Here is an 18,244-nt window from a genome sequence, read left to right as displayed (position 1 = left end):
ATGGCCGCCGACATCGCGACGATGCTCCTCGATCGCCTCGGTGACGAACACGTCGGGCTGCGCACCCGCGACCGCGACTGGACGTGGGACGAGGTGGTCCGCGAATCCGCCGCGCGCGCCGCGCTGGCCCGATCGATGCGCAGTGACGGCCCGTTTCACATCGGGGTGCTGCTGGACAACCTGCCCGACTTCGTCTTCTGGCTCGGCGGCGCGGCGCTGGCGGGGGCGACCGTGGTGGGCATCAACCCGACCCGCGGCGCCGCCGAGCTGGCCGAAGAGATCCGGCACACCGATTGCCAGATGATCGTCACCGACGCCGCGGGCACGGAGCGACTGCGCGGGCTCGGCCTGGAACTGGCGGCGGACCGTTTTCTGCAGGTCGACGACCCCGGCTACCGCGAGCGCGTGGACGCCCACCGCGGCCAACCCGACGTCGCGGCCGGGGTCGGCCCGGAGTCGTTGTTCCTGCTGCTGTTCACCTCGGGGACGACGGGCGCGTCGAAGGCGGTCAAATGCAGCCAGGGGCGGCTGGCCTTAATCGCGCACACGGCCACCGAGAAGTTCGGGCATGTCCGCGACGACGTCGACTACTGCTGCATGCCGCTGTTCCACGGCAACGCGATCATGGCGCTGTGGGCGCCGGCGCTGGCCAACGGCGCCACGGTGTGCCTGACGCCGGTGTTCTCGGCGTCCCGGTTCCTGCCCGACGTGCGCTACTTCGGCGCGACGTTCTTCACCTACGTGGGCAAGGCGCTCGCCTATCTGATGGCCACACCCGAGCGGCCCGACGACGCCGACAACGCGCTGGTCCGCGGCTTCGGCACCGAGGCGTCACCGGACGACCAGGCGCAGTTCCGGCGCCGCTTCGGCGCGGAGCTGCTGGAGGGCTACGGCTCGAGCGAGGGTGGCGGCGCCGTCGCGCACGCCCCGGACGCACCGCCGGGGGCGCTGGGCCGGCCGGCCCACCCCGGTGTCGCGGTGGTCGATCCGCAGACGCTGACCGACTGCCCGCCCGCGCTCCTCGACGAGCACAGCCGGGTGCTCAACCCCGACGAGGCCGTGGGCGAAATCGTCGACAAGGCCGGCACCCGGACGTTCGAGGGCTACTACAAAAACGACGACGCCGACGCCGAGCGGATCCGCAACGGCTGGTATTGGACCGGCGACCTCGGGTACCGGGACGAGGCGGGGTTCCTTTACTTCGCCGGCCGCCGCGGCGACTGGATCCGGGTCGACGGCGAGAACACGTCCGCGCTGAGCATCGAGCGTGTGCTGCGCCGGCACCCGGACGTGGTGGCGGCCGGGGTCTACGCGGTGCCCGATCCGCGCTCGGGCGATCAGGTGATGGCGGCCCTCGAGGTGGCCGATCCCGAGAGTTTCGACGCCGCCGGGTTCGCCGCCTACCTGTCCGCCCAGCAAGATTTGGGCAGCAAGGGCGCTCCCCGGTTCCTGAGGCTGTCGACGAGCCTGCCCGTCACCGGCTCCAACAAGGTGCTCAAGCGCGTGCTGCAACGACAGCGCTGGCATACCGACGACCCGGTGTATCGGTGGGCCGGGCGGGGAGCGTCCGCGTACCACCGGATGAGCGCCGACGAAAAGCGCTCGCTCGACGCGGAATTCGCGTCGCACGGCCGGCAGCGCTACCTGTGAGCGCGGCGAGGTAGTCTCCGCTGATGGACGCCCGCCTCTTGGGACCCGCGGACTGGACGGCCGAATGCGACGTACTGGTCGCGGGATCGGGCGGCGGCGGCGTGACCGGCGCGTACACCGCGGCGCGCGAAGGCCTCGACGTGCTCCTGGTCGAGGCCACCGCGAAATTCGGTGGCACCACGGCGTATTCCGGCGGGGGCGGCGTGTGGTTCCCGTGCAATCCGGTGCTGCTGCGCGCCGGCACCGACGACACCATCGAGGACGCGCTCACCTACTACCGCGCCGTGGTCGGCGATCGCACCCCGCGCGAGCTGCAGGAAACCTACGTCCGCGGCGGCGCGCCGCTGATCGAGTACCTGGAGGCCGACCCGAACCTGAAGTTCGTGCCGCTGCCGTGGCCCGACTACTACGGCAAGGCGCCCAAGGCGCGCCTCGACGGCCAGCGCCACATCGCGGCCAAGCCGCTGGCGGTGGCCGCCGCCCCCGAGTTCCGCGACGCGATCCGCGGGCCGCTGGACACCGACCGGCTCGGCGCCGAACCGCCGTCGGACTACTACGTCGGGGGCCGCGCGCTGATCGCCCGCTTCCTCAAGGCCATCGGCGAGTACCCGGGCGCGTCGCTGCAGCGCGACACCGCGCTGGTCGACCTCGTGGTAGACGACGGCCGGGTCACCGGCGCGATCGTCGAGACCGGCGGGCAGCGCCGCGCCGTCCGCACCCGCCGGGGCGTGCTGCTGGCTGCCGGCGGCTTCGAGGGCAACGACGAGCTGCGGCGGAAGTACGGGGTGCCGGGCAGCGCGCGAGACACCATGGGGGGCCCGGGAAGTCGTGGTCTGGCGCTGCAGGCCGGCATCGCCGCGGGCGCGGACACCGACCTGCTGGACCAGGCCTGGTGGTCGCCGGGCATGACCCATCCCGACGGCCGGTCCGCCTTCGCGCTGTGGTTCACCGGCGGCATCTTTGTCAACCAGGACGGCGACCGATTCGTCAACGAGTCCCGGGCCTACGACCGGGCCGGCCGCGAGATCATCGCGCAACTGCAGGACGGCTCAATCACGTTGCCGTACTGGATGATCTACGACGACTCCGAGGGCGAGGTGCCGCCGGTCAAGGCGGCCAACGTCTCCATCGTCGAGACCGAGAAGTACGTCGCCGCCGGCCTGTGGCACTCCGCGGACACCCTCGAGGAGCTGGCCGCCAAGATCGGGGTGCCGGGCGAGCGGCTGGCGGCAACGGTGAAGCGGTTCAACGGTTTTGCCGCCTCCGGCGTCGACGAGGACTTCGGCCGCGGCGACGAGGCGTTCGATCGCGCGTTCTCGGCGGGCGCCTCGCCGCTGGTGCCCATCGACTCGCCGCCCTATCACGCCGCCGCGTTCGGCATCTCGGACCTGGGCACCAAAGGCGGCCTGCGCACCGACGCCGCGGCGCGGGTGCTCGACACGTCCGGCCACCCGATTCCGGGCCTGTACGCGGCGGGCAACACCATGGCCGCTCCCAGCGGCACCGCGTATCCCGGTGGGGGCAACCCGATCGGAACCAGCATGCTGTTCAGCCACCTGGCCGTCCTGGACATGCGCGACCGTCGGTCCTGAGTTCTAGGCTGGGTCCGGTGACAGACCGAGATCAACTTCGAGCACCACTGGACGCCGCCGCGCTGCGCGCCGAGTTGATCGGCACCGGGCTGGGCTGGCGTCAACTCGACGTCGTCGAGCAGACCGGATCCACCAACGCCGACCTGCTGGCGCGGGCGGCGTCGGGCGCCGACGTCGCCGGCGCCGTGCTGATCGCCGAGCACCAGACCGCCGGCCGCGGGCGGCACGGCCGCGGCTGGTCGGCCACCCCGCGCGCCCAGATCACGATGTCGGTGGGCGTCAGCGTCGTCGACGTCCCCAGCACGGGGTGGGGCTGGCTGCCGCTGGCCACCGGGGTGGCGGTCGTCGACACCGTCGCGCCGCTGCTGGAAGGGTCCGGGGTCCGGGTGGGGCTCAAGTGGCCCAACGACGTGCTGGCCGGGCCGGGCGATTCGCCGGGCAAGCTGGCCGGGATTCTCGCCGAGGTGGCCAAGCCGGTGGTGGTTATCGGCTTGGGGCTCAACGTGACTCAGTCCGCCGAGGAGATCGACGGCCCCGGCGCGACGTCGCTGCTCGATCTCGGCGTGGCCGAACCCGACCGCACGCGGTTGGTGTCGGACCTGCTGCGGGAGCTGGGGCGGCGGATCGTGGCCTGGCGCGCCGCGCGCGGCGCCGACTGGGCGCTGGCCGCCGACTACCGGGCGCGCAGCCTGACCCTCGGCAACCGGGTGCGCGCGCACCTGCCCGGCGGCAAGCAGATCGACGGCACCGCGACCGCCATCGACGATCAGGGCCGGTTGTGCCTGGACAGTGGCGGGCAGACCGCCGTCGTCGCGGCCGGCGATGTGGTGCATTTGCGCTAGTTAGTCGCGCCGCGCGGCTAAGGTCGGCGGGCATGGGCTATCCGGACAACGTGCTGGCCGCCGGCGAGCACGTCATCGTGCATCGGCACCCGCACTGGAAGCGGTTGATCTGGCCGGTGCTGGTTCTCATCGTGGTGACCGGGCTGGCGGCGTTCGGCTCGGGATACCTCAACTCGACGCACTGGGAGCAGCTCGCCAAGAACATCATCCACGGCGTCATCTGGGGGATCTGGCTGGTGATCGTCGGGTGGCTGACGTTGTGGCCCTTCGGAAGCTGGCTGACGACCCATTTCGTGGTGACGAACCGGCGGGTGATGTTCCGGCACGGGGTGTTGACGCGCACCGGGATCGACATCCCGCTGGCCCGGATCAACAGCGTGGAATTCCGCGACCGGATCACCGAGCGAATGTTTCGCACCGGGACGCTGATCATCGAATCGGCGTCACAGGATCCGTTGGAGTTCTACGACATTCCGCGGCTGCGCGAGGTGCACGCGCTGCTGTATCACGAAGTCTTCGACACCCTCGGTTCCGAGGAATCGCCGAGCTGACCCAGGCGGCTGGCCCGATTGCGCCAGGCGCGCAGCAGGGTGACGTTTCCGCCCTCGATCTCGTCTTCGAAGATCTCGGCAATACCGCCGGCGGTGAGGGCGGATTCCAGGGCCTTGTCGGGGGTGCGGGCAAACTGGTCCGGAAATACCCAACGGCGGAACGCCCAGAAGCGGAACGCCATCTGCAGCAGGTTTCCGATGATGTAGGCCGAGATGAAGTCGGCGAGGTTTTCCACCGCCAGCGACACCGTCGGCACGCGCAGTTGCAGCACGTAGCTGGAGAACCACAGCGGCGCCATGGACAGCAGCACCCCCACGCCGCTGAACGCGAAGAACAGCAGGGCCTCGTGGTGGCGCTCGCGGCCGCCGCGGTTGCGGAAGCTCCATTCCCGGTTCAGCACGTAGGAGGCGATGACCGCCACGATCCCGGCGATCACCTTCGCGGTGACCGGTTTGGGTTCAAGAATTGTCAGCTTGAGCGTGTAGAAAATCGCCGAGTCGATGACGAACGTGGTGCCGCCGACAATGGCGAATTTGATCAGTTCGTGGTGGCGTAGCAAATAGGGCTGCAAAACCCTTGGCAGACGCGCGATCGTGGCTTCGGCGAAGGACACAACACGTCAGTGTACGGACGGACACAAATTCGACGCAAAATCGTACATAACAATTCAGTGTCAGCGCCGGTCACACGCCTTGGCGGCGGTGTGCGCGGCCGTGACACGATGATGGCCGTGCCGAGTACACGCCCCCCGGGCGCAGCCCCCCTCGAAACGCGCCCCCCGGCCGCCCGAGCCGTTCCCCGGGTCATCCCCGTGGTCGCGATGGTCGGAGGCGGTCAGCTCGCCCGGATGACCCACCAGGCGGCGATCGCCCTTGGGCAGACGCTGCGGGTGCTGGCCACCGACGCCGACGAATCGGCCGCGCTGGTCGCCCCCGACGTGGTGATCGGTTCGCACACCGATCTCGAGGACCTGCGCCGGGTGGCCGAGGGTGCCGACGTGCTGACGTTCGACCACGAGCACGTGCCGACCGAACTGCTGGACAAGCTCGTCGCCGAGGGCATCAACGTGGCGCCACCGCCGCAGGCGCTGGTGCACGCGCAGGACAAGCTCGTGATGCGGCGGCGGTTGGAGGCCCTCGGCGTGCCGGTGCCCCGCTACGCCGAGATCCGCAGCGTCGACGAACTCGACGAGTTCGCGCGGGGGATCGCCGGGCCCGTGGTGGTCAAGGCGATCCGCGGCGGTTACGACGGGCGTGGGGTGCGGATGGCCCGCGACCCGGTGCACGCCCGCGAGATCGCGGCCGCCTTCCTGGCCGACGGCGTGCCGGTGATGGCCGAGGAGCAGGTGAACCTGCGCCGCGAGCTCTCCGCGCTGGTGGCCCGGTCGCCGTTCGGGCAGGGGGCGGCGTGGCCGGTCGTCGAGACCGTGCAGCGCGACGGGATCTGCGTGCAGGTGATCGCCCCCGCGCCGGACCTGCCCGGCGACGCCTCCGCCGAGGCGCAGCGGCTGGCGTTGCGGCTCGCCGGCGAACTCGGGGTGGTCGGCGTGCTCGCGGTCGAGCTGTTCGAGACCGGTGACGGGTCGCTGCTCGTCAACGAGCTGGCGATGCGGCCGCACAACTCGGGGCACTGGACCATGGACGGGTCGCGCACCAGCCAGTTCGAGCAGCATCTGCGCGCGGTGCTCGACTACCCGCTCGGCGACACCGACGCGCTGGCGCCGGTGACCGTGATGGCCAACGTGCTGGGCGCCGCGACGCCCCCGCAGATGAGCGTCGACGAGCGGCTGCACCACCTGTTCGCGCGGATGCCCGACGCGCGGGTGCACCTGTACGGCAAGCAGGAGCGCCCCGGCCGCAAGGTCGGCCACATCAACTTCGTCGGCCTGGACCCGGCCCGCGAAAGCGTGGCGAAGCTGCGGGAACGCGCCGACCTGGCGGCACACTGGTTGTCACACGGGCAGTGGACGGACGGATGGGATCCACACGCCGGCGACGATGCGGAGCGCAGTCGATGAGGAGGAGCGGCGCAAATGACCATGACCATGAGTGAGCAGCAGGCTCGCGTCGGCGTGATCATGGGCAGCGACAGCGACTGGTCGGTGATGCAGGACGCCGCGGCGGCGCTGGCCGAGTTCGACGTGCCGGCCGAGGTCCGGGTCGTCTCGGCGCACCGCACCCCGCAGGTGATGTTCGACTACGCCCGCGACGCGGCCGGGCGCGGCATCGAGGTGATCATCGCCGGCGCCGGCGGGGCGGCGCACCTGCCCGGCATGGTCGCGTCCGCGACGCCGCTGCCGGTGATCGGCGTGCCGGTGCCGCTCGCGCGGCTCGACGGCCTGGACTCGTTGCTGTCGATCGTGCAGATGCCCGCCGGTGTCCCGGTGGCCACGGTCTCCATCGGGGGCGCCCGCAACGCCGGCCTGCTCGCCGTGCGCATCCTCGCATCGTCGGACCCGGCGCTGCGTGCCCGGATCGTCGACTTCCAGCAGCAGCTGGCCGAGACCGTGCGGGCCAAGGATGAGGCGCTGCAGCAGCGCCGGGGTAAAGTTACCGACTAGTAGCTTGGCGACGAGGCGCGCCGCGCCCGCGCAGGAGTCGGGCGGTTCGGCAGGGCGCCACACGAGAGCGTAGGAGGCTCGAGATGGCTGGATGGGCCGGAAATCCCACCTTTGATCTGTTCCAGTTGCCCGAGGAACACACCGAATTGCGGGCGGCGATCCGCGCGCTGGCGGAAAAGGAAATCGCCCCGCACGCCGCCGACGTCGACGAGAACTCGCGCTTCCCGCAGGAGGCGCTGGAGGCCCTGAACGCGTCGGGCTTCAACGCCGTGCACGTGCCCGAGGAGTACGGCGGGCAGGGCGCCGACTCGGTGGCCGCGTGCATCGTCATCGAAGAGGTCGCCCGCGTCGACGCCTCGGCGTCGCTGATTCCCGCGGTCAACAAGCTCGGCACGATGGGGCTGATCCTGCGCGGCTCCGACGAGCTGAAAAAGCAGGTGCTGCCCTCGATCGCGGACGGCTCGGCGATGGCGTCCTACGCGCTGTCCGAGCGCGAGGCCGGCAGCGACGCCGGATCGATGCGGACCCGGGCCAAGGCCGACGGGGACGACTGGATCCTCAACGGCGCCAAATGCTGGATCACCAACGGCGGCAAGTCCAGCTGGTACACGGTGATGGCGGTGACCGATCCGGACAAGGGCGCCAATGGGATTTCGTCGTTCATGGTGCACAAGGACGACGAGGGATTCAGCGTCGGGCCCAAGGAAAAGAAGCTGGGTATCAAGGGTTCGCCGACCACCGAGCTGTACTTCGAGAACTGCCGGATCCCCGGCGACCGGATCATCGGCGAGCCGGGCACCGGGTTCAAGACGGCGCTGGCGACGCTGGACCACACCCGGCCCACCATCGGCGCGCAGGCGGTCGGCATCGCCCAGGGCGCGCTGGACGCGGCCATCGCCTACACCAAGGACCGCAAGCAGTTCGGCCGCCCGGTCAGCGACAACCAGGGCGTGCAGTTCATGCTCGCCGACATGGCGATGAAGGTGGAGTCCGCCCGGCTGATGGTGTACCACGCCGCCGCCCGCGCCGAGCGCGGCGAATCGCACCTGGGCTTCATCTCGGCGGCGTCGAAGTGCCTGGCGTCCGACGTCGCGATGGAGGTCACCACGGACGCGGTGCAGCTCTTCGGCGGCGCCGGCTACACCGTCGATTTCCCCGTCGAGCGGATGATGCGTGACGCCAAGATCACCCAGATCTACGAGGGCACCAATCAGATTCAGCGCGTGGTGATGTCGCGGGCGCTGCTGCGCTGATTCGTTCCGCGGGTCCGTTGGGAAAACCCCGCCCGCACCGCATAGGATCTCCACGGCGCGTGAAGTCCAAGCCGACGGTCGGTAAACAGGCACCGGCAATCCCGTCCGACCACCGCCAACGAGCAAGGGTCTTATCGCGGCCAGGGGGTCTGCAAGTGCAGAACGTGACTTCCCACACCCGTCCACAGATGGCCGGGAATTGATTCCGGCACGTGCTCCGGTCACGCCGACGGCGAGTTGGCAATCCTTGTCGTTGCTCTTGGTCGAGGACGACCGCGCCGACGCGGTGCTCGTGGAAGACCTGATCTCCGACGCGGCCGCCGACATCCGGGTGGTGTGGGCCAAGTCGATGGCGGACGCCGAACGCGAGCTGGAATCCGCCCGCCCCGATTGCGTGCTGCTGGATCTGCACCTGCCCGACGCCAGCGGGATCGACGCGTTGGACCGCGTGGCCAAGCTGGACGCCACCGTGCCGATCGTCGTGCTGACCGGGCTCAACGACGAGTATTTCGGGGCGTCGGCAGTCGCCGCCGGCGCCCAGGACTACCTGGTCAAGGGCCGCGTCGAGCCGGAAATGCTGCGCCGCGCGCTGCTGTACGCGATCGAGCGCAAGCGCGCCGAGCTGATCGCCGCCGACCTGCACGCGACCCAGCTGCGGGCCCGGGAGAACGCGCTGCTGGAACGCGGACTGCTGCCCTCCCCGCTGCTGCTGGACGACCCGGGCGTCGACATCGTCGCCCGCTACCGCCCCAGCCGCGAAGGCGCTTTGCTCTGTGGCGACTTCTACGACGTCGTCCAGACGCCCGACCGGATCGTGCACGTCCTGATCGGCGACGTCGCCGGGCACGGCCCGCACGAGGCGGCCCTGGGCGCGGCGCTGCGGATCGCGTTTCGCACGCTCACCTTCGCCGGCGTGCACGGCGTCGACCTGATGCGCCAGCTCGAGCGGGTGCTGTATTCGGAACGCACCGGCACCGGCATCTTCGCGACCGTGCTCAGCCTCGAGATCTGCCCGGAGCGCCCGGAGGTCAGCGTCATCCGCGCCGGGCATCCGGGGATGTTGCTGCAGGGCGGCGGCGCGGTCCAGTGGGTGGAGCCGCCGGGCGGCCCGGCGCTGGGCCTGCGCGCCGACGGCTGGCCGCGCCACGAGCTGGAGGTGCCCGCCGGCCACGGCCTGCTGTTGCTGACCGACGGTCTCTACGAAGGCTATTCGGGGCAGGGGACCGAGCGGCTCGGCGAGGACGGCCTGCTCGAGCTTGCCCGCTCGCACGCCAACCGACCCGGCCCGGCATTCGTCGACGCCCTCATCGACGGCGCCCAGGAACTCGCCGAGCCGCGCGGCGGCCTCACCGACGACATCGCCGTGCTCCGCATCGAGAGGACCACCACGTGACGGCACCGGCTCCGCTTCGGCTCGCGCAGCTCACCGTGCGGGGGTGGCTGGCCCTCGTCCTGTGGATCATGGGTGCGACGGTGCTCCTCGGCGCGGTCGTCGGCGGGGTGCTACTGGACCGCACCGACCAGGTGTCGCGCCAGGTGGGCGAGGACATCCAGCCGGCGCGCGTCGCCGCGACCCATTTGCAGGCGGCCCTGCGGGACCAGGAAACGGGCGTGCGCGGTTACCTGATCACCGCCGACCGGCAGTTCCTCGCGCCGTATTACGACGGGCAACGCGCCGAACGGGCCGCCGCCGACGAGATTCGCCGGCTGGTCGGCGGGCGCGCGGAGCTGATCGCCGACCTGGAGGCGGTCGAAACCGCCGCCGCGGACTGGCGCACCAGCTACGCCGAACCCGTCATCGCGGCCGTGACCCCCAAGGTTCCCAGCGTCGTCAGCACCTCGATGGCCGACCTCGGCAAAGCCAAATTCGACCGTCTGCGAGTGCTTTTCGACACGCAGAACACGCACCTGGCCGACGCGGCGGCCAGCGCCGTCGACGAGCTCAACGACATCAACGGCTGGCGCGACTGGGTGCTGGGCGCGATGGTGCTGATCGTTTTGGGCGCGGCCGCGCTGTTGGGGTTGCTGAGTCGCGCGGCGATCACCCGGCCGATCGCGAGCCTGGCCGCGGCCTGCCGCCGGATCACCCAGGGCAACTTCGACGAAGTGATCTCGGCGCCCAAGCGGCCCAAGGACATTCGCAACATGGCCATCGACGTCGAGAATATGCGCAAGCGCATGGTCGAAGAGCTCGACGTGTCCCGTTCGGCCCAAACCCTGCTCGATGAGCAGACCGCCGAATTGCGCCGGTCCAACACCGAACTCGAGCAGTTCGCCTATGTCGCCTCGCACGATCTGCAGGAGCCGCTGCGCAAGGTGGCCTCCTTCTGTCAGCTGCTCGAGAAACGGTACGCCGACAAGCTCGACGAACGCGGCATCGAATACATCGGGTTCGCGGTCGACGGCGCCAAACGCATGCAGGCGCTGATCAACGACCTGCTCACCTTCTCCCGGGTCGGCCGGCTGGGCACCACGGAGACCGAGGTGCAGCTCGACGCGACGCTCGACGCCGGCCTGGCCAACCTGGCCGTCGCGATCGAGGAGACCGAAGCCCAGATCGTGCGCCCGACGGAGCCGCTGCCGGAGATCGTGGGGGATCCGACGCTGCTGACGATGCTGTGGCAGAACCTGATCGGCAACGCGATCAAGTTCCGGCACAAGGATCGCCCGCCCCGCGTCGTCATCGAATGCGCACCCGGCGAGGGCACCCACGACGGCGAATGGTTGTTCAGCGTGTCGGACAACGGCATCGGCATTCCGGAGGAATTCTCCGACAAGGTCTTCGTCATCTTCCAGCGGCTGCACGGCCGGGAGGTGTACGCGGGAACCGGCGTGGGTCTCGCGTTGGTCAAGAAGATCGTCGAGCACCACGGCGGCACCGTGCGGATCGACACGTCCTACACCGAGGGGACGCGATTCGAATTCACGTTGCCCATGCCCGGGCCCGTCGAGGAAGAGGACTCAGTCGCTTTGGAAGGAGCGCATCAGTGACACCCGAAGGAAGAGCGATCGACATCCTGCTGGTCGAAGACGACCCGGGGGACGAGCTGATCACGCGAGAAGCGTTCGAGCACAACAAACTCAAGAACCGGCTGCACGTCGCGCACGACGGGGAGGAGGGACTCAACTACCTGTACCGGCGCGGCGAGTTCGCCGACGCGCCGCGGCCCGACCTGATCCTGCTGGATTTGAACCTGCCCAAATACGACGGCCGCCAGCTTTTGGAGAAGATCAAGTCCGACCCCGAGCTGGCCCAGATCCCGGTCGTCGTGCTGACCACCTCCTCGGCCGAGGAGGACATCCTCAAGAGCTACAAGCTGCACGCCAACGCCTACGTCACCAAACCCGTCGATCTGGACCAGTTCATGAAGGCGGTCCGGCAGATCGACGAGTTCTTCGTTCAGGTGGTGCGGCTGCCGACCGCCTGAACGAGGCTGTGGCGCAACCGAATCGGGCTACCCGGATTCCGAGTGCCGCCGCGCGAACCAGGTGATCAGCCGCCCGAGGATGATCAGCAGGAACACGAACACGATCAGCAGGAACGCGGCGTCGTAGGACAGGTCGCGGGCCGCCTTCGACGGCAGGTTGTAGAACGTCCAGATCGGGTAGGTCAGGTAGCCCACCGGTGAGTCGGTGAGCTTGCCGGTCGGGGCCGAGTTCGACCAGCCCGCCGTGTACAGCATCGGCGCCGTCTCGCCCACCGCCAGCGCGAGCGCCACCAGCAGCCCGGTGACGATGCCGGGGATCGCCGACTTGAGCACGATCTTGCGCAGGGTCCAGCCGAGCGGCAACCCGAGCGCTTCGGCCCCCTCCCGGTAGGCCGTGGGCACCTGCGCCAGCGCGGACTCGGTGGCCTTGGCGATGTACGGAATGCTCATCGCCGAGAGCGTCAGCACCCCGGCCGCCAGGGAGAAGCCCCAGTGGAATTTCACCACCAGGGCCAGGTAGCCGACGTAGCCGAGCACGATCGACGGGATGCCGGACAGGATCTCGTAGGCGCCGCGCAGGATGGAACGCGTTCTGCCGCCGGCGAATTCGGAGAGATAGATCCCGGTCAGCACGCTGACGGTGCCCCCGACCAGCATGACGCCGACGCCGATGACCACGGTGCCGATGATGGCGTTGCGCAGCCCGCCGCCGTTGCCGCGGGTGTTCTCGGTGAGCACGCTCCATTTGAAGACCGGCAGGGCGCGCCCGACGACCTCGACCAGCATCCACAGCGTCGGCACGACCACCACCGCCAGGCAGCACACGCAGCCGATCCAGAACAGCGCGTTGACGATCTTGCGTCGGGTACCGACCATGTCAGACACCCCGTCCCACCGGCAGCGCCGTGCCCGACACCCGGCGCACCATCGCGCGGGCCGCGACGTTCGTGAGCAACGTGATCACCATCAACACCAGGGACACCTCGGCGAGGGTCTTCACGGCGAAGTCGGTGAAGTCCGTCATCGCCGAATCCAGCTGCGACACAACGGTGGCCGCGATGGTGGTCATCGTCGCGTAGATGTTGGCGGGTATCGCGCCCAACACCGCACCCGACACCATGGCGACGGCCATCGTCTCTCCCAACGCGCGGCCGAGCCCGAGCACCACCGCTCCGACGATGCCGCTCGACACCCACGGCAGGGTGACCCGCCGCGCGCACTCCCAGTCGGTCATCCCCAGCGCGACCGCGCCCTCGCGGGGCAGCACCGGCACCTGGCGGATCAGGTCGCGGGTGGTGCTGGCGATGATGGGAATGACCATCACCGCGAGCACCAGCCCGGACACCAACAGGCCCTCCCCGTTGCCGGTGTTGCCGCGCAAGTAGCTGAGCACCGGCACGTCGGGCGCGTTGCGGGCGATCACCGGGGCCACGTAGTGGGCGATGAACGGCCCGAATGTCATTGCGCCCCAAAGGCCGACGATGACGCTGGGGATTCCGGCGAGCAATTCGAGCACCATCCCGATGGCCGACGCGAGACGCTTCGGCAACCGCTCCACGATCACCAGCGCCGCCCCGATCGACACCGGCACCGCGATGACCAGGGCGATCGCCGAGGTCGCCAGGGTGCCCACGATCAGCGGCAGCGCCCCGTAGTAGGCGCCGACGGGATGGCGGACGCCGCGGGTGACGACGGCGTCGCCGTAGGTGTTGCCGGGGTTCCACTCGGTGGCGGTGAAAAAGTGCAGCCCGTTGACCCTGATCGCGGGCAGCGCCTCGAGAAGCAGGGTCGCGAGGACGAACACGAGCGCGAGCAGCGGAACCACCGCGCCCGCCGCACCCAGGGAACGGATGGCCAGGCCCGGGCGGCGCGCGCCGCGGATCCGCGCCCGCGCGCCGCCCATCGCGATGTCGGTCACCAAACCCCTACTGGCCGCTGATCTTGGCGATCTGGGCGTCCGACAGCTTCGCCACGTCGGCCGGCAGCGGCTGGAAGTGCACCTTGTCCAGGAACGAGGCGTTGTTGCCGTCGCTGATCGCCCAGTGCAGGAAGGCCTGCAGGGTCTGGGCGGTGGCGGCGTCCTTCTGACCGCTGTTGACGATGGCGTACTCGTAGTTGACGATCGGATAGCCGTCCGGCGCCGGGCCGTTGATCAGCGAGATCGCTTGGTTCGCCGGGGTTTTCGAGGCGAATCCGGCGGCCGCGGCCTGAATGCTCTTGGCGTCGGGCAGCAGGTACTTGTCGGAGGCGTTGGCCAGCTGCGCCTCGCCGAGCCCCTTGCCCTGCGCTTGGTCGAGGAAGCTGATGCCGATGTAGGCCACGCAGCCCGGGGTGTCCGCGCAGCCGGTCACCATGCCGCCGTTGCCGTTCTCCCCGAGCGCGCCGGGCACCGTCGGGAAGGCGACGGTGGTGCCGAAGCCGGGCGATTTGCCCCAGCCGTCGGGGTCCTGCTTGGACAGGTACTGGGTGAACAGGAAGGTGTCACCGGAGCCGTCGGAGCGGTGCAGCGGAACCACCGGTGTGGCAGGCAGATTCACGCCGGGGTTCAGCCCGGCGATCTGCGGGTCGTTCCAGGTCTTGACGGAGCCGTTGTACATGCCGGCCAGCACCTTGCCGTTGAGCTTGATGTGTTCGGTGACACCGGGCAGGTTGTAGTTGACCTGCTGCGCGGAAATGGCCAGCGCGATGTTCATCAGTCCCTTGTGCGCGGCCATGTCGCCCTCGGACAGGTAGGCGTCGGAGGCGCCGATCGCGACCGCCCCGGCCGCGGCCTGGGAGATCCCGGTCCCGGAGCCGGTGCCCTGGGTGGTGATCGTGACGTTCGAGTACTTGTCGTGATAGGCGGGGCCCCACAGGTTGAACAGCGGGTACAGCAGCGTGCTGCCGGTCTCCGACAACGTCACCGGCGATGACGCCGGCGTCGTCGCGACCGGGCCGCCGCCGCCCTGACTCGGCGCACCGGTCTGCGAGTTCGAACCACACGCAGCCGCGGCGAAAACCAGGGGCGCGGTCGCGGCCATCGCCAGCAACCTACTCATACGAACTTTCACGGCCTTCTCCCTTTCTCTTTCCCTTTAGGTCCCTTGCGTCCCTTTGCTTTTCTGCGTTCATCCGCCGACCTTGGCGATCTGGGCGTCCGACAGCGTCACCACCTCGGCCGGCAGCGGCTGGAAGTGAACCTTGTCCAGAAACGACGGGCCGTTGCCCTCGGTGATCGCCCAGTGCAGGAACGCCTGCAGCGTTTGGGCGGTGGCGTCGTCGCGCTGGTCCGCGTTGACGATCGCGTACTCGTAGTTGACGATCGGGTACCCATCCGTGGCGGGGCCGTTGATCAGCGAGATCGCCTGGTTCGCCGGGGTTTTCGAGGCGACGCCGGCGGCCGCGGCCTGAATGCTCTTGGCGTTGGGCAGCAGATATTTGCCGGAGGCGTTGCCCAGCTTGGCCTCGCCGAGGCCGTGCTGGTCGGCCTCGTCGAGCGAGCCGATGCTGGTGTAGGCCACACACCCCGGGTTCGCGGCGCAGCCGGTCACCATGGCGCCGTCGCCGTTCTCGCCCAGCGCTTCGGGCACGGCCGGGAAGGAGACGGTGGTGCCGAACCCGGGCGAGCGGCCCCAGCCGTCGGGGTCCTGCTTGGACAGGTACTGGGTGAACTGAAACGTGCTGCCGGACCCGTCGGAGCGGTGCAGCGGCACCACCGGGGTCGCGGGGAGCTGCAGGCCGGGGTTGATGCCGGCGATCTGCGGGTCGTTCCAGGTTTTGATCGTGCCCCGGTACATGCCGGCCAGCACCTTGCCGTTGAGCTTGAGGTGCTGATGCACCCCGGGCAGGTTGTAGTTGACCTGCTGCGCCGAGATGGCCAGCGCGATATTCATCAGCCCCTTGTGCGCGGCCATGTCGCCCGCGGACAGGTAGGCGTCGGAGGCGCCGATGACGACCGCCCCGGCGGCGGCCTGGGAGATCCCGGCGCCCGAGCCGCTGCCCTGTGTGGTGATGGTGACGTTCGGGTGCTTGGCGCGGTAGGCGGCGCCCCACTCGCTGAACAGCGGGTAGAGCAGCGTGCTGCCGGTCTCGGAGAGCTCGATCGTGGACGTCGCCGGGGCGGTGGCGACGCTGCCGGCGGCCGGCCCGGTGCTCGGCGCCCCCCGCGTGGCGTGCGCACCGCAAGCCGCGATCCCGAGGACCGGCGGCGCGATGGCCACCAGACCCAGCAGCGTACCCAGACGACTCTTCACGTCCCCGCTTCCTCTTCCCGGCGAGACCCTTTCCCGCTATTGGCTTTCCGCGACCCCGGCCGTCTGCGAGGAGCCCCGATCCGAGCCCTGTGCCGGCCGGAACGGCGCGAAGTAGCGGACGGTCTCCTCGTGCTGCGGCGACAGGAACAACTGCTTGGTCGGCCCCTCCTCGACCAGCCTGCCCTCGAAAAAGAAGGCGGTCCGGTCGCCGGTGCGGGCGGCCTGCGCGAGATCGTGGGTGACCATGATCACGGTCAGCCGGTCGGCGAGGGAGCGGATGAGTCCCTCGATCTTCTCGGTGGTGGTCGGGTCCAGCGACGAGGTGGGCTCGTCGAGCAACAGCACGTCCGGGTTGACCGCGAGCGCGCGGGCCAGGCACAACAACTGCTGCTGGCCACCGGAGAGCCGGAACGGCGAATCCCCGAGGCGATCCTTGACCGCGTCCCAGAGGCCGACCTCGGTGAGCCGGGCCTCGGCGACAGTTTTGAATTGCTTGCGCGGCGCCATTTTGTGCGCGCGCACGCCGGCCACCACGTTGTCCATGATCGACATCGGGAACGGGTTGGGACGCTGGAACAGCATGCCCACGCTGCGGCGGAACTCCATCAGGTCGCGGTCGGCGAAGATGGTGCGCCCGCCCAACAGGACGTCACCGCTGTGCCGGAATCCGGAGACCTTGTCGTTCATCCGGTTCAGGGTGCGCAGGAAGGTGGTCTTGCCCGAGCCGGTCGGCCCCAGCAGGGTGGTGACGGAACGGGCGGGGAAGTCGAGGCTGACCTGCTCGAGGACCGTTTTGGGGCCGAACCCCAAAGTGAGGTCGACGGCCCGCATGAGCTGGCCACCATCGGCGACAGGAGCCGCAACTGCGGCCGGTAACTGTTGTTCGCGACGCATTGACAACCGATGCTACGTGTTTGCGCCCGGCACGCGGTCACCGGCCATTAACCTCTTATTCTTTGTCAAGGGTTTGTATATTCGCGATTGGTTAACTTTTGTTGACGATCGAAGGAGTTTCGTGAGGTTCGCTCGATCTGGCGTCGCCCTGAGCGTGGTGGCCGCCGTCGCCCTGGCGCTGGCGGGATGCGGCGACAACAACTCGTCGTCGGGATCGAGCGGCAAGCAGGCGTCGGTGGACTGCGGCGGTAAGAAGGTCCTCAAAGACAGCGGCTCGACCGCGCAGCAAAACGCCATCGAGCAGTTCGTCTACGCCTACGTTCGGGCCTGCCCGGGTTACACGCTCGATTACGACGCCAACGGCTCCGGCGCCGGCGTGACCGAATTCCTGAACAACCAAACGGATCTCGCCGGTTCCGATGTCCCGCTGGACCCGTCCACCGGTCAAAATGACCGGGCGGCGCAGCGGTGCGGTTCGCAGGCCTGGGATCTGCCCACGGTGTTCGGACCGATCGCGGTCACCTATCACCTGACCGGGGTGAGCGGGCTGAAACTGGACGGGCCCACCGTGGCGAAGATCTTCAACGGCACCATCACCAAGTGGGACGATCCGACGCTGAAGGCGATCAACTCGGGCCTCAACCTTCCGTCGACGCCCATCACGGTCATCTTCCGCAGCGACAAATCCGGCACCACCGCCAACTTCCAGAAGTACCTCGACGGCGCGTCGGACGGCGCCTGGGGCAAGGGCGACAGCGAGGTGTTCAACGGCGGCGTCGGGCAGGGCGCCAGCGGGAACAACGGCACATCGGCGCTGCTGCAGAACACCGAGGGGTCGATCACCTACAACGAGTGGTCGTTCGCGGTGGGCAAGCAGCTGAACATGGCGTCGATCATCACGTCGGCGGGCCCGGACGCGGTGCCGATCACCAAGGACAGCGTCGAGAAGACGATCGCCGGGGCGACCTTCAAGGGGCAGGGCAACGACCTGGTGCTGGACACCTCGTCGTTCTACAAGCCGACACAGTCCGGCGCGTACCCGATCGTGCTGGCGACCTATGAAATCGTCTGTTCGAAGTATCCGGACGCGGCGACGGGCAAGGCGGTGAAGGCGTTCATGCAGGCCGCGATCGGGCCGGGCCAGGAGGGGCTGGACCAGTACGGTTCCATCCCGCTGCCCAGCTCGTTCACGGCGAAGCTGTCGGGTGCGGTCAATGCGATTTCGTGACATGGAGACTCGA

Annotated in this window: 17 protein-coding genes; 11 read left to right on the top strand and 6 right to left on the bottom strand. The window is 69.2% G+C overall.

The genetic code is table 11. The annotated features are described in order from the left end of the window. From OCU_RS44920 to OCU_RS44905, 4 genes are read left to right on the top strand one after another with little or no spacing between them, the layout of a single operon-like run. Nucleotides 1-1,650: an AMP-binding protein gene (locus OCU_RS44920; RefSeq protein ID WP_014380988.1), complete on the top strand. Its 1,650-nt coding sequence runs from the start codon at nucleotides 1-3 to the stop codon at nucleotides 1,648-1,650. Nucleotides 1,651-1,673: 23 nt separating this feature from the next. Further along, nucleotides 1,674-3,242 carry an FAD-binding protein gene (locus tag OCU_RS44915; protein ID WP_014380987.1) on the top strand — a complete coding sequence of 523 codons (1,569 nt, stop codon included), beginning with the start codon at nucleotides 1,674-1,676 and terminating at the stop codon, nucleotides 3,240-3,242. A gap of 17 nt (nucleotides 3,243-3,259) precedes the next feature. After that, complete coding sequence (locus tag OCU_RS44910) at nucleotides 3,260-4,084, top strand: biotin--[acetyl-CoA-carboxylase] ligase (protein WP_014380986.1); 825 nt, start codon at nucleotides 3,260-3,262, stop codon at nucleotides 4,082-4,084. A 32-nt stretch (nucleotides 4,085-4,116) separates the two neighbouring features. After that, on the top strand, nucleotides 4,117-4,635 hold the full coding sequence (locus OCU_RS44905; RefSeq protein ID WP_008259908.1) for a PH domain-containing protein: 519 nt from the start codon (nucleotides 4,117-4,119) through the stop codon (nucleotides 4,633-4,635). On the opposite strand, the gene OCU_RS44900 is transcribed toward OCU_RS44905, so the two are convergent. Beyond that, entirely contained in the window at nucleotides 4,590-5,249 is a 660-nt protein-coding gene (locus tag OCU_RS44900) for a GtrA family protein (protein ID WP_014380985.1), read from the bottom strand. The two genes, OCU_RS44905 and OCU_RS44900, sit on opposite strands and share 46 nt — an antisense overlap. 108 nt (nucleotides 5,250-5,357) lie before the next feature. On the opposite strand from OCU_RS44900, the gene OCU_RS44895 reads away from it, so the two are divergent. The 6 genes from OCU_RS44895 to OCU_RS44870 all read left to right on the top strand — a co-directional run bounded on the left by OCU_RS44895 (nucleotide 5,358) and on the right by OCU_RS44870 (nucleotide 11,877). Next, a complete protein-coding gene (locus tag OCU_RS44895) occupies nucleotides 5,358-6,653 on the top strand; it encodes a 5-(carboxyamino)imidazole ribonucleotide synthase (RefSeq protein ID WP_372478497.1) in 1,296 nt (431 codons plus the stop codon). A 27-nt stretch (nucleotides 6,654-6,680) separates the two neighbouring features. Then, entirely contained in the window at nucleotides 6,681-7,196 is a 516-nt protein-coding gene (gene purE / locus OCU_RS44890) for a 5-(carboxyamino)imidazole ribonucleotide mutase (protein ID WP_041787219.1), read from the top strand. An 83-nt stretch (nucleotides 7,197-7,279) separates the two neighbouring features. Further along, complete coding sequence (locus OCU_RS44885) at nucleotides 7,280-8,449, top strand: acyl-CoA dehydrogenase (protein ID WP_009953234.1); 1,170 nt, start codon at nucleotides 7,280-7,282, stop codon at nucleotides 8,447-8,449. A gap of 247 nt (nucleotides 8,450-8,696) precedes the next feature. Then, nucleotides 8,697-9,842: a PP2C family protein-serine/threonine phosphatase gene (locus tag OCU_RS44880; protein ID WP_014380982.1), complete on the top strand. Its 1,146-nt coding sequence runs from the start codon at nucleotides 8,697-8,699 to the stop codon at nucleotides 9,840-9,842. Further along, nucleotides 9,839-11,440 (top strand): sensor histidine kinase, encoded by a 1,602-nt coding sequence (locus OCU_RS44875; RefSeq protein WP_009953232.1) that lies wholly within the window; start codon nucleotides 9,839-9,841, stop codon nucleotides 11,438-11,440. The genes OCU_RS44880 and OCU_RS44875 overlap by 4 nt, the downstream gene beginning before the upstream one ends. Next, complete coding sequence (locus OCU_RS44870) at nucleotides 11,437-11,877, top strand: response regulator (protein WP_009953231.1); 441 nt, start codon at nucleotides 11,437-11,439, stop codon at nucleotides 11,875-11,877. Before OCU_RS44875 ends, OCU_RS44870 begins: the two co-directional genes overlap by 4 nt. Nucleotides 11,878-11,904: 27 nt before the next feature. Here OCU_RS44870 and pstA read toward each other — a convergent pair whose 3' ends face one another. From pstA to OCU_RS44845, 5 genes are all read right to left on the bottom strand, one after another. Continuing rightward, nucleotides 11,905-12,753 (bottom strand): phosphate ABC transporter permease PstA, encoded by an 849-nt coding sequence (gene pstA / locus OCU_RS44865; protein ID WP_008259864.1) that lies wholly within the window; start codon nucleotides 12,751-12,753, stop codon nucleotides 11,905-11,907. A 1-nt stretch (nucleotide 12,754) separates the two neighbouring features. Then, the gene (pstC, locus tag OCU_RS44860; protein ID WP_043955837.1) at nucleotides 12,755-13,780 is read right to left on the bottom strand and encodes a phosphate ABC transporter permease subunit PstC; all 1,026 of its coding nucleotides are present in this window, start codon (nucleotides 13,778-13,780) and stop codon (nucleotides 12,755-12,757) included. Nucleotides 13,781-13,802: 22 nt separating this feature from the next. Continuing rightward, complete coding sequence (gene pstS / locus OCU_RS44855) at nucleotides 13,803-14,915, bottom strand: phosphate ABC transporter substrate-binding protein PstS (RefSeq protein WP_263646580.1); 1,113 nt, start codon at nucleotides 14,913-14,915, stop codon at nucleotides 13,803-13,805. 69 nt (nucleotides 14,916-14,984) lie between these two features. Continuing rightward, a complete protein-coding gene (pstS, locus tag OCU_RS44850; RefSeq protein ID WP_014380979.1) occupies nucleotides 14,985-16,109 on the bottom strand; it encodes a phosphate ABC transporter substrate-binding protein PstS in 1,125 nt (374 codons plus the stop codon). Between the two features lie 36 nt (nucleotides 16,110-16,145). Then, nucleotides 16,146-16,940 carry an ATP-binding cassette domain-containing protein gene (locus OCU_RS44845; protein WP_009953225.1) on the bottom strand — a complete coding sequence of 265 codons (795 nt, stop codon included), beginning with the start codon at nucleotides 16,938-16,940 and terminating at the stop codon, nucleotides 16,146-16,148. 184 nt (nucleotides 16,941-17,124) lie between these two features. Here OCU_RS44845 and pstS (OCU_RS44840) point away from each other — a divergent pair, with 184 nt between their 5' ends. Then, nucleotides 17,125-18,231 (top strand): phosphate ABC transporter substrate-binding protein PstS, encoded by a 1,107-nt coding sequence (pstS, locus tag OCU_RS44840; protein WP_041787103.1) that lies wholly within the window; start codon nucleotides 17,125-17,127, stop codon nucleotides 18,229-18,231. The last annotated feature ends 13 nt before the right edge of the window (nucleotides 18,232-18,244 follow it).

The sequence above is a fragment of the Mycobacterium intracellulare ATCC 13950 genome (assembly GCF_000277125.1).
Lineage (GTDB): Bacteria > Actinomycetota > Actinomycetes > Mycobacteriales > Mycobacteriaceae > Mycobacterium > Mycobacterium intracellulare.
The sequence above is the reverse complement of the archived record's forward strand: the minus strand, read 5'-3'. Positions and strand labels throughout refer to the sequence as shown.

Bases quoted from the DNA above. Each gene is read 5' to 3' on its own strand.
- OCU_RS44920 (WP_014380988.1), top strand. From the start codon at position 1: ATGGCCGCCGACATCGCGACGATGCTCCTCGATCGCCTCGGTGACGAA.
- pstC (WP_043955837.1), bottom strand. From the start codon at position 13,780: ATGGGCGGCGCGCGGGCGCGGATCCGCGGCGCGCGCCGCCCGGGCCTG.
- OCU_RS44845 (WP_009953225.1), bottom strand. From the start codon at position 16,940: ATGCGGGCCGTCGACCTCACTTTGGGGTTCGGCCCCAAAACGGTCCTC.
- OCU_RS44915 (WP_014380987.1), top strand. From the start codon at position 1,674: ATGGACGCCCGCCTCTTGGGACCCGCGGACTGGACGGCCGAATGCGAC.
- OCU_RS44905 (WP_008259908.1), top strand. From the start codon at position 4,117: ATGGGCTATCCGGACAACGTGCTGGCCGCCGGCGAGCACGTCATCGTG.
- pstA (WP_008259864.1), bottom strand. From the start codon at position 12,753: ATGGTCGGTACCCGACGCAAGATCGTCAACGCGCTGTTCTGGATCGGC.
- OCU_RS44895 (WP_372478497.1), top strand. From the start codon at position 5,358: ATGATGGCCGTGCCGAGTACACGCCCCCCGGGCGCAGCCCCCCTCGAA.
- pstS (WP_263646580.1), bottom strand. From the start codon at position 14,915: ATGAGTAGGTTGCTGGCGATGGCCGCGACCGCGCCCCTGGTTTTCGCC.
- purE (WP_041787219.1), top strand. From the start codon at position 6,681: ATGAGTGAGCAGCAGGCTCGCGTCGGCGTGATCATGGGCAGCGACAGC.
- OCU_RS44885 (WP_009953234.1), top strand. From the start codon at position 7,280: ATGGCTGGATGGGCCGGAAATCCCACCTTTGATCTGTTCCAGTTGCCC.